Genomic DNA, 15,006 nt, shown 5'->3' on the forward strand with positions numbered 1-15,006 from the left:
TTCACTTACATTTCAAGTGAAACATTTTTTGAATGCGTTTTTAATTGAACGGAAGGAGTTTGTTCTATTAATTCTTCATCTAAATCTAAATTAAAAATCTCTTTAAATAATTCCAAAGATTGTTCGCCATTTGGAAGAGCAGCCAGCTCTTTCACTTTTAAAATCGGATCTCTCAACATTTGATTGACAATGCTTTTCGTATGTTTATTTAATATTTTTCTTTCGCGTTCTGTCAAATTCGGCAGCTTCCGTTCAATACTTTTCATTGTTTCCGATTGGATAAGAAGAGCTTTTTCCCTCAATGCAGCAATAACCGGAACAACCCCTAATGTATTCAGCCATTTCGAAAACTCCAAGACCTCTCGCTCGATCATGATTTCAATTTGTTCAGCCGCTTCTTTTCTTTCCTGCAAATTCGCTTCGACAATTCCTTCCAAATCATCGATGTCATATAAAAAAATGCTGTCTATTTCACTCAATGCAGGATCTAAATCGCGTGGAACCGCAATATCCACCATCAGAAACGGGCGGCCTTTTCTTAACTTTTCAACATCTAACATCATGTCTTTCGAAATCACAAAACTCTTTGCACCTGTTGAACTAATTAAAATATCTGCCTCAATAAGCGCACACTGAAGCTCAGACATCATTTTTGCTTGTCCGGAAAAACGCTTCGCCAATTCATTCGCCTTTTCAAATGTGCGGTTCATAACCGTAATTTGTTTGACTCCGCTGCCATGTAAATTTTGTACGGCAAGCTCTCCCATTTTTCCTGCGCCTAAAATAAGCACATGCTTGCTGGATAGGTCGCCGAAAATTTTTTTTGCCAATTCTACGGCAGCATAGCTGACGGAAACAGCATTTGAACCGATTTCCGTTTCCGAATGGGCTTCTTTAGCCAATGTTACTGCCTGTTTAAACAGTTGATTAAAAATCGTTCCGATCGTGTTATGTTCTTGAGCTAATAAAAAGCTTGAACGGACTTGTCCTAAAATTTGCGTTTCGCCTAAAATCATAGAATCCAGGCCGCATGCCACCCGAAACAAGTGCTGGACAGCCTGTTCATTTTCAAAGTATTTTAGATACGAATCGAACTCCTCAATGTCCATATTGAACCATTCAGCTAAAAATGCTTTTATATAATAACGCCCTGTATGAAGCTGATCAACAACTGCATAGATTTCTGTCCGGTTGCAGGTGGAAACGATCACGTTTTCCAAAATGCTTTTTTCATTCTTCAACCGTTTCATTGCAGAAGCTAAATCATTGCTGCTAAAACTCAACCTTTCGCGAATTTCAACAGGGGCTGTTTTATAATTTAACCCAACAGCTAAAATATGCATCTCCGACCCCCCAAAAGCAAATACATACTGACTTTATTATAACAAAATATCGACAAAAAAATGTGAACAGTATATGAAACTGTATGATATGATGAATTAAGTAAGAAACAGATATAAATTATATTAATTATTACATTAAAAATATTATCAAAAAAGAGGGCCGGAATCAAGTCATCAAAACAGAGGTGATCGTTAAGTGCGTTGGACGTTTGTTGCTATGATTATGCTGGAGATCGGGCTTTATTTCTTGTTGAAAAATTTCGATCTCTTTTTCAATATGAACATGAACACTTTGCCTTTCTTTTTTATCATGTTTGGCATCGCCTTTATGGTTCAGGCAAAAGCGGAAAAGGATGACCAAGCAATCGTTCCTGCCGTTCTGCTGCTTGGCCTTGGCATCCATTTTTTATGGGGAAAATCATTCCCGTTCTGGCCTGATGATTTAACCGCAATGATCTGGATCATTGCCCTTGCTTTCATCATTCGGTCTGCTCAAACAAAAAGCGGGTTTGCACAAGGATTTATCCTTCTTTTGATCGGAAGTTTCCTTTACTATTTTCCGTCCGCTTTGACATCTTTTATTCAAAAGAGCGTTTCCAATTGGCAAGCCTTTTGGCCGATTCTTTTTGTTATTGCAGGTTTGTATTTATTGTTTTTCAGAAAAAAATAAAAGGAAACAGCTCGAAGCGGTAAAGCTTCTCGAGCTTTTCCTTCTGCATTCAGCCTAAAGCAATTTCGTTTTATGATAGGAATGGATAAATGGCTGACCATGCATCCTCTTTTCCGTAGCCAGTTTCTGCTGAAAAAAGAATAAGCGGATCATTTTTTTCCATTTTTAGCGTTTCCTTCACTACTTTTAAGTGTTTTTGCCATTTTCCTTTAGGAATTTTATCCGCCTTTGTTGCGACAATTACAGCAGGAATTCCATGATATTTTAAAAATTCGTACATCATGACATCATCAGATGTAGGTGCATGGCGGATGTCAATGATAAGAATACATGCTTTAAGCTGTTCTCTTTTGAGCAAATACGCTTCGATCATTTTCCCCCATTTTTCCCGCTCCCTTTTCGACACTTTGGCAAATCCATATCCGGGAACATCAACGAAATAAAATTGATCGTTAATTAAATAAAAGTTTAACGTTTGCGTTTTCCCAGGCTTTGAAGAGGTTCTCGCCAAATTTTTTCTATTGATCATTTTATTAATAAACGAAGATTTCCCGACGTTAGACCTTCCTGCCAGAGCGATTTCTGGAAAATCGGTTGATGGATATTGATCAGATTTAACCGCACTTATGACAATTTCTGCTTTTGTTACCTTCATTCTTTTTCTCCTGCCAATGCATGTTTTAATACTTCATCCATATGTGAGACAAGAACAAAAGTCAATTCTTTTCTTACGCTTTCCGGAATATCATCTAAATCCTTTTCATTTTCCTTCGGCAAAATAATTTTCTTTAAACCGGCACGATGGGCGCTTAATGTTTTTTCTTTTAAACCGCCTATCGGCAGAACGCGGCCTCTTAAAGTAATTTCACCTGTCATTCCGACTTCTTTTCGAACCGGTCTTCCAGTTAATGCTGAAATAAGCGCCGTTGCCATCGTAATGCCTGCAGACGGTCCATCTTTTGGAACAGCTCCTTCAGGCACATGAATATGGATATCATATTGTTCGTGGAAATCTGGATCTATCTTTAGTTCTTTTGTTCTAGATCGAATATAGCTGAAAGCGGCTTGAGCCGATTCCTTCATGACATCTCCGAGCTTTCCGGTTAAAATCAGCTTGCCTTTACCCGGAGAGATGGACACTTCAATGGACAGCGTATCGCCGCCGACCGTCGTATATGCGAGACCGGTCGCCACACCGATTTGATCCTGCAATTCTGCCTGACCGTATCGAAACAATTTTTTGCCCAAAAAGTCTTCAAGAGTTTTAGCGGTTACAACAATTCTTTTTCTTTCACCTGTTACAATCGTTTTCGCTGCTTTTCGGCATATTGCTGCGATTTGGCGTTCTAACCCTCTTACCCCTGCTTCGCGCGTATAATAACGAATTATATTTAAAATTGCTTCTTCTCTTATTTGCAAGTGACCTTTTTTCAGTCCATGCTCTTTTAATTGTTTTGGAAGAAGATGATCTTTGGCGATATGAACTTTTTCTAATTCGGTATAACCGGCAATTGTGATAATTTCCATTCTGTCGCGCAGCGGACCTGGAATAGTTGCTAAATTATTAGCTGTCGCAATAAACATGACTTTTGATAAATCATACGGCTCTTCAATATAATGATCGCTGAAATTATGGTTTTGCTCCGGATCCAGCACTTCAAGAAGAGCAGCTGAAGGATCACCGCGAAAATCGCTGGACATTTTATCAATTTCATCCAGCAAAAATACCGGATTAATCGTTCCCGCTTTTTTCATCCCTTGAATGATCCGACCCGGCATCGCACCGACATATGTTCTTCTATGGCCTCTTATTTCCGATTCATCTCGAACGCCGCCAAGAGAAATTCGAACGAACTTTCTATTTAATGATTTTGCAACAGAACGGGCAAGAGATGTTTTCCCAACGCCAGGCGGTCCCACTAAACATAAAATAGGGCCTTTAAGCGAATTTGTTAATTTTTGCACTGCTAAATATTCAAGCACCCGTTCCTTTACTTTATCTAGTCCGTAATGCTCTTCATTTAAGATCACTTCCGCCAGCTTTATATCCAGTCTGTCCTCTGTTGCCTTGTTCCACGGCAAGGAAATGAGCCAGTCTAAATAATTGCGGATCACCGCACTTTCAGCGGATGTTGAAGGGATTTTTTCATATCGGCTTAGCTCTTTCATAGCCGTTTTATAAACATGTTCCGGCATTCCCGATTTTTCAATTTTTTCAGTCAAATCTTCTATTTCGCCCGTTTTCCCTTCCTTTTCTCCGAGCTCTTTTTGAATGGCCTTCATTTGTTCGCGCAAATAATATTCTTTTTGCGTCCGTTCCATTGATTGACGGACCCGCTGGCCTATTTTCTTTTCAAGCTGCAGAACTTCCTTCTCATTATGGAGCATTTGAATAATTTTATTTAATCTTTCTTTCACATCAAATGTTTCTAATATTTCTTGCTTATCTTTCAGCTTGATCGGCAAGTGGGAAGCAATAATATCGGCCAATCTTCCCGGTTCATCTATATCCAAAACGGTTGCAAACGTCTCACTTGAAATTTTTTTAGACATTTTTATGTATTGCTCAAAATATTCAAGCGCAGTTCGCATCAAAGCTTCTTCTTCAACATCTTTTTGAAGCGGTTCTTCATAAGTATCAACTTGTACAGAAATATATGGTTCCTTGCTTTCAAAACTTTTGATTTCGCCTCTTTTTTGTCCCTCGACAAGCACGCGAATGGTGCCGTTCGGCAGTTTGAGCATTTGCTTAATTTTCGTCAGCGTTCCAATATGGTATAAATCATCCTCTTTTGGATCATCTATTGAAACTTCCTTTTGTGTTGTTAAAAATATCATATGATCATCCATCATCGCCTTCTCAAGCGCCTGTACAGATTTATCGCGTCCTACATCTAAATGTAGCACCATCGATGGATAAACTAACAAACCTCGAAGCGGTAGGAGGGGGACGATTCTATTCTCTTTTTTCGCCATATTTTTACACCTCCATCATGTGAAAAATAGATTATACAGCGTCCTTGTTCAATTCTATCCTATTCTTTCTGCACTGTCTATTTTCAAACTTATCTTTATTGAAAGGAATAAATAACTGCCTCAATAAAAATAAAGGTTCAGTGCCACGGCCTGAACCCTGTTAGGCATTTGGAATAAAGACGCTGCTTTAAACCGATTTTTTCTCTATGATTGTCTCTGGATAAATTTGCTCCGTTGGAGGATTGATGAGCGCACAATCTAACACTTCCTGAAAGCTTCGAACAGGAATAATTTCAATGTCTTCAATCGTTTTTAAAATTGACTGCATATTCTCCTCTGGTATGATCACTTTTTTTGCACCTGCCATCTTGGCAGCTTTTATTTTTGGAATAATTCCGCCAATCGGTTTTACATTCCCATGAATGCTGATCTCTCCAGTCATCGCAACGGTATTATCAACAGGAATTTTGTGGATGGCAGAAAAAATGCCGGTTGCCATCGCTATTCCTGCACTCGGTCCATCAACAGGTGCCCCGCCGGGAAAGTTTACATGAATATCATAATCATGGGCATTAACTCCCATTGATCGTAACACTGTTATGACATTTTCAACGGAGCCTTTGGCCATGCTTTTTCTTTTGATGGATTTTCCGCGGTCGCCAATGTTTTCTTCTTCTACAATACCTGTAATGTTGATCGTTCCTTTTTCTTTTGCCGGAATAACCGTCACTTCCACCTCTAATAAAGAGCCGCTGTTTGGTCCGTAAACAGCAAGACCGTTCACCAGTCCAACTTTAGGTTCATTTCCAATTTTCTTTTCATATTTTGGTGTAAGCTGGCTGGAATGGACAATCCATTCAATATCTTCGACTTTCACTTCATTTCGGTCCTCGGTGATGGCAATTCCAGCAGCAATTTGCATCATATTGGCAATTTCTCTTCCATTGCGGGCATAAGAAGTTAAAATGGATATTCCTTTTTCTGAAATTTTTACATTTACTTTTTCAGCCGCTTTCCGAGCAACGACCGCGAGTTCATCGGCCGTTAAATCTCTAAAAAATACTTCAAGGCAGCGCGAGCGAATGGCGGGCGGTATTTCAGATGGTGTTCTTGTAGTTGCCCCGATCAAGCGAAAATCAGCCGGGAGACCGTTTTGGAAAATATCATGAATATGACTTGGAATTTGAGAATTTTCTTCACTATAATAGGCGCTTTCTAAAAAAACTTTTCGGTCTTCAAGTACTTTTAACAGTTTATTCATTTGAATGGGATGGAGTTCGCCAATTTCATCAATAAACAACACGCCGCCGTGTGCATGAGTCACTGCTCCTTGTTTCGGCTGTGGAATTCCGGCTTGTCCCATTGCCCCAGCACCTTGATAAATGGGATCATGAACAGAACCTATTAAAGGATCAGCTATTCCCCGTTCATCAAATCTCGCTGTTGTTGCATCCAATTCAACAAAAACAGCATTATGTTGAAAAGGAGACTTTTTATTTCTTTTCGCTTCTTCAAGAACGAGCCTTGCAGCAGCCGTTTTTCCTACACCGGGAGGTCCGTAAATAATAACATGCTGGGGATTCGGCCCGCATAAAGCCGCTTTTAATGCTTTGATGCCATCCTCCTGTCCGACGATGTCAGAAAAGCTTTTTGGACGAATTCGTTCTGAAAGCGGCTTTGATAATTGGATAGCTCTCATTTTTCTCAATTGTTCCATTTCTTTTTTCGACTCGCGGTCAATGGAAATTTTTTGCGTCCGCTGATTCCGCAATAAATTCCAAAAATAAAGACCGACAATGACTCCGAAAATTAATTGTATGAAAAGGGCAATCCCTGTCCAGTTCATCCTGAGTTTCCTCCTCAACAAATGTTTATCCCCTATTATCTCCTTTGCATATACGGATTAAACATATGTTGAGGACGGATTTTCATGAAAAGAAGGATCGAGTTGTATGAACTCGATCCTTCTTATTTTTATGAGAACAACTATCCTTTTACAAAACCAAACTGCTGCAAATTCAGACTAAAAAGCCCGTCAAAACGTGTCTTATGCGGAAGTTTTCGTATCTTCATTTATAATGGTTCCATCATTTGCAATCAGCTTCGGAGGAATTTTTTCTCTTACAGTGTTTGCCGTGATGACACATTTTGTAATATCATCACGAGACGGCAATTCAAACATCACATCAAGCATAATGCCTTCAATGATAGAACGAAGGCCGCGCGCACCTGTTTTTCGTTCAATTGCTTTTTTCGCAATTTCTGATAATGCTTCTTCTTCAAATTCCAGCTCAACGCCATCTAGCTCGAGCATTTTTTGATATTGTTTAACAAGCGCGTTTTTCGGTTTTGTTAATATTTCGACAAGTGCTGCTTCATCAAGCGGTTCAAGGCTGGCAATGACAGGCAAACGCCCGATAAATTCCGGAATTAACCCGAATTTTAATAAATCCTCAGGTAGCACCTTTGAAAGCAGCTGCTTTTGATCAAGCTCTTTGTTTCGGCTATCTGCTCCAAATCCAATGACCTTTTGCCCTAATCTGCGCTTGATGATTTGCTCTATGCCGTCAAATGCTCCGCCGCAAATAAATAATATATTAGTCGTATCGATTTGGATAAATTCTTGATGCGGATGTTTTCTTCCGCCTTGTGGAGGAACACTTGCTACAGTTCCTTCCAAAATTTTCAGAAGTGCTTGTTGGACGCCTTCACCAGACACATCTCTTGTAATGGATGGATTTTCTGATTTTCTAGCAATTTTGTCAATCTCATCGATGTAAATAATTCCTTTTTCCGCTTTTTCCACATCGTAATCAGCAGCTTGGATTAGCTTCAGCAAAATATTTTCAACATCTTCCCCAACGTATCCAGCTTCCGTTAGCGACGTTGCGTCAGCAATTGCAAATGGAACATTCAAAATGCGTGCAAGCGTTTGTGCAAGCAGCGTTTTTCCGCTTCCTGTCGGCCCGATTAACACAATATTACTTTTGGACAGCTCAACATCATCAATTTTATTGTTTGAATTAATCCGCTTATAATGGTTGTAAACTGCAACCGCCAAAGATTTTTTTGCCTGCTCCTGCCCGATTACATATTCATCTAGGATGCTGAGAATTTCTTTCGGTTTCGGAACATCCTTAAATTCAGCCTCTTCTTCTGTGCCAAGCTCCTCTTCTACAATTTCTGTGCAAAGTTCAATACATTCATCGCATATATAGACGCCAGGACCAGCAACCAGCTTTCTCACTTGATCTTGAGTTTTTCCGCAAAACGAACATTTTAACTGTCCCTTTTCATCGTTAAACTTAAACATGATATCACCCCTTAATTTCCTTCATTGCCTCCCCACCCATATATAAACCGCACGCATGAATCGGGGAACAATGCTTTTCAAACAAAAGAAAAGTATGTATCGCATTTTATCATAAAACAAAAGAAAAGCGGTAATGAAAAGTATGTATAGTTATGTGACAATTATTATGTACAGTTTCGAACGATTTAACGCTTTTCATTTTATAAAACAAGGCACGATCAAATCGCGCCTTGTTATCAACTTTATCAAAGATCATGATGTTCCTGTAACTATATTATGCAACATCTTTTCTATTTTCTACAAGAAAATCGACCGCTTTTTTAATTTTTAAATCTTCTTTTATTCCTTCTGTTGAACCGAGTGCTCTCTTAACGCTTTCAACTGGCATATTGTACATGTCAGCCATTTTTTGCAGCTCTTCATTTACTTCTTCTTCTGTCACATCAATGTTTTCAGCTTTCGCAATTGCTTCTAATGTTAAGTTATATTTCACGCGCTTTTCAGCGTCTTTTCTCATTTGTTCACGCAATTCTTCTTCGCTTTGGCCAGAGAATTGGTAATACAGTTCTAAGTTCAAGCCTTGCAATTGCAAGCGTTGTTGAAATTCATTCATCATTCTTTCAAGTTCATTGTCAATCATCACTTGCGGAATGTCCACTTCAACATTTTCTGCAGCTTTTTCAACAAGTTCATCACGAAGTTTATTTTCAGCTTGTGTGTTCTTTTGCTCTTCTAAACGCTCTCTAATTTTCGCCTTTAATTCTTCAAGTGTTTCAACCTCATCGTTTACATCTTTTGCAAATTCATCATCCAATGCAGGGAGTTCTTTCGTTTTGATTTCATGAATTTTCACTTTAAAGACAGCCGGTTTTCCAGCAAGCTTTTCCTCATGATATTCTTCAGGGAACGTTACTTCTACATCCTTTTCTTCGCCTGCTTCAAGCCCGATCAACTGATCTTCAAAACCAGGGATAAATGTGCCGGAGCCGACTTCCAAAGAATAATTCTCAGCTTTTCCGCCTTCAAACGCTTCGCCGTCAACAAAACCTTCGAAGTCGAGGACGACTGTATCTCCCTCTTCCACTTTTCCTTCTTCTTTCACAACCAATTCAGCATGCCGTTCTTGAAGCTGTTTTAATTCGTTTTCCACATCTTCATCCGTAACGGTTGTATCTTCTTTTTGGACATCCAAACCTTTATATTCGCCAAGTTTCACTTCTGGTTTGACCGTTACTTTAGCCGTAAAAATAAGCGGTTTATCTTTTTCAATTTGTTCAATATCAATTTCAGGACGGTCTACCGGTTCAATTCCAGCTTCTTCAACCGCTTTTGGGTAAACTTCTGGAAGCAAAATATCAAGCGCATCTTGATATAGCGCCTCAACACCGAATCTCTTTTCAAAAATAGGGCGCGGCACTCTTCCTTTGCGGAATCCTGGAACAGCTACATTTTTTACAACTTTTTTAAATGCTCGATCCAGCGCTTCTTTAAATGTTTGTGCATCTACTTCAACGGTTAAGACTCCTTCGTTTTTCTCTAATTTTTCCCATTTAACTGACATTTGTTTCCCTCCAACAATCTATAAATATTATTCGTGAGTACACGATAAAAATTTTTTATATGCCTTGTCCGTAAAGAAACAAGCCATAAAATAAATATGTCAAAAAAGGATAACCGGCACCAATAGCAAGAAAGGTGCATACAAAAAATATACATTTTACAACCATTTTATTATACCATAGGATTCAATCCTTTCAATAGGACTCTACCATCTAATGTTTGAAATTTCTTCAATTTGTCTAATTTTATCGCAAACTGAAATAAACTCAGCACTTTTTATGTTGTAAATCCGCTCAACTTCCGTCAGCTTGATGACGATCCCAAAAATTTCGTAGCCAACGTAATGAAGCGCTGCTGCCCAAATATTTGCATTTTCCGGTTTAGGATGAAAAGGATACATGACATATAAATGACGAATCCATATATCTTTTACAGCTTCGAAAAGGGTTGGATTTTCATTTCCTAAAAAATCGTCCAAAAGATTGAGCACTTTTTTGGCAAACGTCATTTCTAATAAATCTTGAAGATGGATAGGATTTACAGCGGTAGTTTCCCCGAATTTCTCAACGGTCATTATTCGTGCTATTTCATGATCTCGCAATATTTGCAGCAGCATTGTTTTCACAACCGGATGGACCGTTTTTGACTGAAGCATCTCTTCAATCGTATGTAAATTTTTTTTAACATTATTATTATTTTTGATCGAATGTATGTAGGAAATTTGCTTGTCCAGCCTGCTGAAAAGATCATCGTCATTCGGTTCTGGACTGATTTGCTCTTCGCTCATCCTCCGGCTAAAATGAAGCAGCTTGTAAAACTGTTCTGCATGTGCTGCCGGAAGTTTATTTTCTTCCAAAACCGCTTCAATCGTCGTTTTTACCTCATCATATTGTCCAAGCTGTACTAAAATCGTTAAATACATCTGCAATATTTCAAAATAATTTCCTTTTGCTTCGTGAAGCATTTTTTTACAAATTTGTTTTGCTTCCTGATATTCTCCAAGCTCCATTAAGCATAAAGCAATTCCTATTTCAATATCAGGGTGATTTGAATTCCAAGATCTCGCCTCTAAAAAAAGGTCGAGCGCTTGTTCAAATTGTTTATTATGTAACGCATTCATTCCTTTTTCAATCAATCGTTCATTAAGTCGGGGAAAGGGAATGATTTTTCCATTCGCTTTTTTCATTGTAGAAAACCTCTTTATGATTTTGCTACAAGTTTACCAGCTGAGCAACGAGAAAACAAGAATCAAATCGAGTAGGAGGGAGCGATTAACTCCCGTCCTCTCACACCACCGTACGTACGGTTCCGTATACGGCGGTTCAATTAAGATAATTGACGCAAGTCTTTATAACTTCCGTGAATAGCTGTTCTCTTTATGCCAGTGGTCACTCCACCCTCCAAGAGATCTCCCACGGGATTCACCGCTTCCTCCCTCAAGTGAGGTACTACGTTTTCTGTGTTCATCATGACTCACTGAATGCCAAGGGCTATTCTCTCTTAATTGTTCGGTCCTTCTTAGTTGTTCTAGACCAACTAATACTATGACCTCTGCTGACTTCTGACTGTTCAGCTATCTATCACTAGATAGGTTACCAAGGTTACTTGGCGTGCCAGCCAGACCTCCCCGGGTAAGAGTGTAATCTTTCCTTCCATCCATCTGCTTCATTTACTCTGTATCACCTTCGGCAGAAAGGGCTTTGTTTTGTCTTGCAAACTCACCCAGTGATACCTAGCCTCATATGAAGTTCGTGTTCCTCAGACCGGAAGTTTGCCGCTCGCTTCCTTCAGATTCCGCGTCACCACGGACACCCTTGCGTTAAGCTAACTGCTACTTCTGCCTTCGCAGCTCGGGACTTTCACCCTATAGATTACACCCATGCCGGGCGCACAAGAAAAAGCGGAGGATGCAATCATCATCCCCACGCTTTTGCCTTTTGTTCAAATTGGCTGATCTGCTCTTCATATAATAATGTAAATCCTATTTCGTCGCGTCCATTTAAAAGCATTTCCTTCCAATGCTCATTAATGTCAAAATGAAACTCAAATCCTTCTTGATCAAATACTTTTTGCTGCTCTAAATCAATCGTGCATTCGTACACATTTCCTTCCGCTTTTTTGAGCAATGTTTCAAACACTTCTTCATTGACCCGTATCGGCAGGATTCCATTTTTTAAACAGTTTTGATAAAAAATATCTGCGAAGCTAGGCGCGATAATTGCGCGGAAACCAAAGTCTGCTAAAGCCCATGGAGCATGCTCTCTTGATGAACCGCAACCAAAATTTTCGCCAGCCAGCAAAATTTGTGCGCCTTTGTAGACTGGCTGATTTAACTCGAATTGTGGATTTTCCTCACCATTATCTAAATATCTCCAATCAAAAAAAGCAAATCTTCCATAACCTGTCCGTTCAATTCGTTTTAAAAATTGTTTCGGAATGATTTGGTCCGTATCCACATTTGTTCTATTTAATACTGCAATATGGCTAGTTAATGTTGTAAAAGGCTGCATGCTGCTTCTTCCCTCCTCATTTTACTGCTTCAAGCTTCTCTGTCCGAATATCAACAAACTTACCATAAATTGCTGCCACTGCTGCCATTGCAGGACTCACTAAGTGAGTTCTTGCCCCTTTCCCTTGACGTCCTTCAAAGTTGCGGTTGGAAGTAGACGCACATCGTTTTCCAGGAGGCACGACATCGTTATTCATGCTTAAACACATGCTGCATCCAGAATCTCTCCATTCAAAACCAGCATTGATGAAAATTTCATGCAATCCTTCTTGTTCTGCTGCTTGTTTTACTTTTTGGGAGCCTGGAACTACGATCGCTTTCACATTTGGAGCAACCTTTCGTCCTTTAATTACATTCGCCGCTGCACGCAAATCAGTTAGTCTTGAGTTTGTACATGATCCAATGAATACATAATCGATTTCAATGTCTTGAATGTTCGTTCCCGGTTCAAGTCCCATGTACTCATACGCCCGTTTGAAGGAAGCTGCTTCATTTTCATTGCGTGCATCCTCAAGTGTCGGAATCGAATGGTCAACAGGCAGCACCATGCTTGGATTTGTACCCCAGGTAACCATCGGTGCGATGTCTTCCCCGCGGATTTCAATCGTTTTATCAAATGTAGCTCCTGGATCAGATCTTAAAGATTTCCAGTAAGCAACTGCTTTTTCGAACTCTTCCCCTTTCGGAGCATATTTTCTTCCTTTTATATAATTAAAGGTTGTTTCATCCGGAGCTATTAAACCGGCGCGGGCACCTGCTTCGATTGACATATTGCAAATGGTCATCCGTTCATCCATTGATAAGCTTTCAATCACTTCACCCGAATATTCAATAACATAGCCTGTACCGAAATCAACACCAAATTTTCCAATAATGTAAAGGATGACGTCTTTGGCCGTGACTCCTTCTGACAAAGATCCTGTCACTTTCACTTGCAAAGTTTTCGGACGGTGCTGCCATAATGTTTGAGTGGCCAAAACGTGTTCTACTTCACTTGTTCCGATTCCAAATGCCAGCGCCCCAAAAGCGCCGTGTGTCGATGTATGGCTGTCTCCGCATACAATAGTCTTTCCTGGAAGAGTAAGCCCTAATTCCGGACCGATAACATGGACAATTCCTTGATCATCGCTGTCTAGTCCTGCCAGAGTAATTCCAAATTCTTGGCAGTTTCTTTCTAAAGCACTTATTTGGTTTTTAGCTACATCATCTTCAATGACAAAGCGGTTCACGGTTGGGATATTATGATCCATTGTGGCAAAGGTTAGATCAGGACGTCTCACTTTCCGTCCGTTTTGTCTCAATCCTTCAAAAGCTTGCGGTGATGTAACTTCATGTATGAGATGAAGGTCAATATAAAGCAGATCCGGTTTTCCCTCTTCCCTCACGACCACATGATCATCCCAGATTTTTTCTATTATGTTTCGAGGCTTCATTTTCTTTTTCCCCCTATTTCCTGTTTTGTATCTATTAAGAAAACGGTGAGCTTCTCCTGCCGGAAAAGCCCACACCCCCCCATTTTATTCGTAGGAATCGATAATATTTAATAGTGCATAATCGTTCGCAAGCACTTCTTTGATTTCTTCCACCATTTCAGTTGTATGAATAAATGCACCTTCATTATTTGTTAAATCTCTCGTGCACTTTCCGGAATCCAACACATGTTTAACCGCTTTTTCAATGGCTCTAGCTTCTTCATGAAGATCAAAGGAATAGCGGAGCATGAGCGCACCAGATAAGATCATTCCGACAGGGTTTGCCAGGTTTTGGCCAGCAATGTCAGGAGCTGATCCATGCACCGGTTCATATAAGTGCAATCCACTGTTTGATAAGCTTGCTGAAGGAAGCATGCCCAACGATCCAGTGATCATAGATGCTTCATCGCTTAAAATGTCACCGAACATATTTTCCGTTACAATCACATCAAACTGGCTTGGCATGCGGATCAATTGCATGGCCGCATTATCAACAAGCATATGCTCCAATGTGACATCAGGGTATTTTGAAGCCAATTCTTCGGCAATTTCACGCCAAAGCTTGCTAGTTGTAAGCACGTTTGCCTTATCAACAGACGTTACTTTTCCTCGGCGTTTTTGCGCCATTTGAAAAGCTGTTTCCAAAATGCGTTCAATTTCTTTCCGTTTATAAAAAAGCGTGTCAACCGCTGCTTCTTCTCCGTCTGAAACGATTCTTTCACTCGGTTTCCCGAAATAAAGTCCGCTTGTCAATTCGCGTACAATCACCAAGTCAACATCTTCTATTTTTTCTCCCTTTAACGGAGATATTTCTTGAAGGGCTTTATAAGTTTGAACAGGGCGGATATTTGCAAATAAGTCCAACTCTTTTCGAATGCCTAGCAATCCTTTTTCCGGACGGAGTTCAGGAAGATTTTTATCCCATTTCGGACCGCCTACAGCTCCTAATAAAACCGCATCGCTTGAACGACATAATTCAATCGTTTCTTCAGGAAGAGGTGTCCCGCACTTATCTATCGCTTCTCCGCCAATTAAGCCGAATTCAAATTCAAAATCATGTTTGTAATATTGTCCAATAGCCTTTAAAACCTCAATAGCTCCGTTCGCTACTTCTTTTCCAATGCCGTCTCCCGGCAAAACAGCGATTTTTTTCTTCATCACGT

The 15,006-nt window shown here is 39.8% G+C and carries 11 protein-coding genes; 1 reads left to right on the top strand and 10 read right to left on the bottom strand.

Annotated features, from left to right (window positions below; translation table 11 throughout):
- Nucleotides 1-5: 5 nt before the first annotated feature.
- Nucleotides 6-1,343: a glutamyl-tRNA reductase gene (gene hemA / locus NSQ41_RS13995; RefSeq protein WP_094246302.1), complete on the bottom strand. Its 1,338-nt coding sequence runs from the start codon at nucleotides 1,341-1,343 to the stop codon at nucleotides 6-8.
- A 196-nt stretch (nucleotides 1,344-1,539) separates the two neighbouring features.
- Here hemA and NSQ41_RS14000 point away from each other — a divergent pair, with 196 nt between their 5' ends.
- On the top strand, nucleotides 1,540-2,013 hold the full coding sequence (locus tag NSQ41_RS14000) for a hypothetical protein (protein WP_339193183.1): 474 nt from the start codon (nucleotides 1,540-1,542) through the stop codon (nucleotides 2,011-2,013).
- Between the two features lie 70 nt (nucleotides 2,014-2,083).
- Here the strand turns inward: NSQ41_RS14000 and yihA are convergent, their stop codons facing one another.
- From yihA to leuB, 9 genes are all read right to left on the bottom strand, one after another.
- Nucleotides 2,084-2,668, bottom strand: a complete 585-nt coding sequence (yihA, locus tag NSQ41_RS14005) for a ribosome biogenesis GTP-binding protein YihA/YsxC (protein ID WP_063387465.1) — start codon at nucleotides 2,666-2,668, stop codon at nucleotides 2,084-2,086.
- Entirely contained in the window at nucleotides 2,665-4,989 is a 2,325-nt protein-coding gene (gene lon, locus NSQ41_RS14010; protein ID WP_066249767.1) for an endopeptidase La, read from the bottom strand. Before lon ends, yihA begins: the two co-directional genes overlap by 4 nt.
- Before the next feature lie 187 nt (nucleotides 4,990-5,176).
- On the bottom strand, nucleotides 5,177-6,835 hold the full coding sequence (gene lonB, locus NSQ41_RS14015) for an ATP-dependent protease LonB (RefSeq protein ID WP_339193185.1): 1,659 nt from the start codon (nucleotides 6,833-6,835) through the stop codon (nucleotides 5,177-5,179).
- A gap of 201 nt (nucleotides 6,836-7,036) precedes the next feature.
- A complete protein-coding gene (clpX, locus tag NSQ41_RS14020; RefSeq protein ID WP_066249773.1) occupies nucleotides 7,037-8,302 on the bottom strand; it encodes an ATP-dependent protease ATP-binding subunit ClpX in 1,266 nt (421 codons plus the stop codon).
- Between the two features lie 274 nt (nucleotides 8,303-8,576).
- The gene (tig, locus tag NSQ41_RS14025; RefSeq protein ID WP_063387461.1) at nucleotides 8,577-9,863 is read right to left on the bottom strand and encodes a trigger factor; all 1,287 of its coding nucleotides are present in this window, start codon (nucleotides 9,861-9,863) and stop codon (nucleotides 8,577-8,579) included.
- Nucleotides 9,864-10,067: 204 nt separating this feature from the next.
- A complete protein-coding gene (locus tag NSQ41_RS14030) occupies nucleotides 10,068-11,048 on the bottom strand; it encodes a tetratricopeptide repeat protein (RefSeq protein ID WP_339193186.1) in 981 nt (326 codons plus the stop codon).
- Nucleotides 11,049-11,778: 730 nt separating this feature from the next.
- Nucleotides 11,779-12,372 (bottom strand): 3-isopropylmalate dehydratase small subunit, encoded by a 594-nt coding sequence (gene leuD / locus NSQ41_RS14035; RefSeq protein ID WP_063387459.1) that lies wholly within the window; start codon nucleotides 12,370-12,372, stop codon nucleotides 11,779-11,781.
- Between the two features lie 16 nt (nucleotides 12,373-12,388).
- Nucleotides 12,389-13,804 carry a 3-isopropylmalate dehydratase large subunit gene (gene leuC, locus NSQ41_RS14040; protein ID WP_063387458.1) on the bottom strand — a complete coding sequence of 472 codons (1,416 nt, stop codon included), beginning with the start codon at nucleotides 13,802-13,804 and terminating at the stop codon, nucleotides 12,389-12,391.
- Between the two features lie 84 nt (nucleotides 13,805-13,888).
- Nucleotides 13,889-15,001: a 3-isopropylmalate dehydrogenase gene (gene leuB / locus NSQ41_RS14045; protein WP_063387457.1), complete on the bottom strand. Its 1,113-nt coding sequence runs from the start codon at nucleotides 14,999-15,001 to the stop codon at nucleotides 13,889-13,891.
- Nucleotides 15,002-15,006 lie beyond the last annotated feature (5 nt).

It is taken from the genome of Aeribacillus sp. FSL K6-8210, assembly GCF_037963925.1.
Classification (GTDB): Bacteria; Bacillota; Bacilli; order Bacillales; family Aeribacillaceae; genus Aeribacillus; species Aeribacillus composti.

Excerpts from the sequence above, each read along its gene's own strand:
- hemA (WP_094246302.1), bottom strand. The coding sequence starts at position 1,343 with ATGCATATTTTAGCTGTTGGGTTAAATTATAAAACAGCCCCTGTTGAA.
- yihA (WP_063387465.1), bottom strand. The coding sequence starts at position 2,668 with ATGAAGGTAACAAAAGCAGAAATTGTCATAAGTGCGGTTAAATCTGAT.
- lon (WP_066249767.1), bottom strand. The coding sequence starts at position 4,989 with ATGGCGAAAAAAGAGAATAGAATCGTCCCCCTCCTACCGCTTCGAGGT.
- lonB (WP_339193185.1), bottom strand. The coding sequence starts at position 6,835 with ATGAACTGGACAGGGATTGCCCTTTTCATACAATTAATTTTCGGAGTC.
- clpX (WP_066249773.1), bottom strand. The coding sequence starts at position 8,302 with ATGTTTAAGTTTAACGATGAAAAGGGACAGTTAAAATGTTCGTTTTGC.
- tig (WP_063387461.1), bottom strand. The coding sequence starts at position 9,863 with ATGTCAGTTAAATGGGAAAAATTAGAGAAAAACGAAGGAGTCTTAACC.
- NSQ41_RS14030 (WP_339193186.1), bottom strand. The coding sequence starts at position 11,048 with ATGAAAAAAGCGAATGGAAAAATCATTCCCTTTCCCCGACTTAATGAA.
- leuD (WP_063387459.1), bottom strand. The coding sequence starts at position 12,372 with ATGCAGCCTTTTACAACATTAACTAGCCATATTGCAGTATTAAATAGA.
- leuC (WP_063387458.1), bottom strand. The coding sequence starts at position 13,804 with ATGAAGCCTCGAAACATAATAGAAAAAATCTGGGATGATCATGTGGTC.
- leuB (WP_063387457.1), bottom strand. The coding sequence starts at position 15,001 with ATGAAGAAAAAAATCGCTGTTTTGCCGGGAGACGGCATTGGAAAAGAA.